This window comes from Bartonella sp. AA86SXKL (genome assembly GCF_042196885.1).
The window spans coordinates 1-311 of record NZ_JBHIRE010000082.1 but is presented as its reverse complement, the minus strand read 5'-3'; the positions used below and the strand labels follow the sequence as shown (position 1 = coordinate 311).

At 40.8% G+C, this 311-nt stretch carries 1 pseudogene; it reads left to right on the top strand.

The window, feature by feature from the left end:
- Positions 1–47 precede the first annotated feature (47 nt).
- Positions 48–311 (top strand): annotated as a pseudogene (locus ACFIO5_RS09870) (hemin ABC transporter substrate-binding protein); the annotation flags it as partial.

The following is a 311-nucleotide window of genomic DNA, read 5'->3' as shown; positions in this document are numbered from 1 at the left end:
GCCTCAAAGCCACGCAGTAGCAGTCGCTTAGAAAGGTAAAGTTGGATATGTTTACACTTCTTTTACACAAACGACCAAAATTTTTCCTTATTTGTATACTGCTCTTTTTTACCTTCTTTTCTAAACAAGTGGTCGCTGAACCTGTAACGCATTTTCCTGAAAATGCACGGATCGTCTCTATTGGCGGATCACTTACAGAAATTGTTTATGCATTAGGAGCTCAAGATCAACTTGTTGCCCGTGATAGTACAAGCGTCTATCCGCAACAAGCACTCAAACTTCCTGTACTTGGATATATGCGTGCGCTTTCA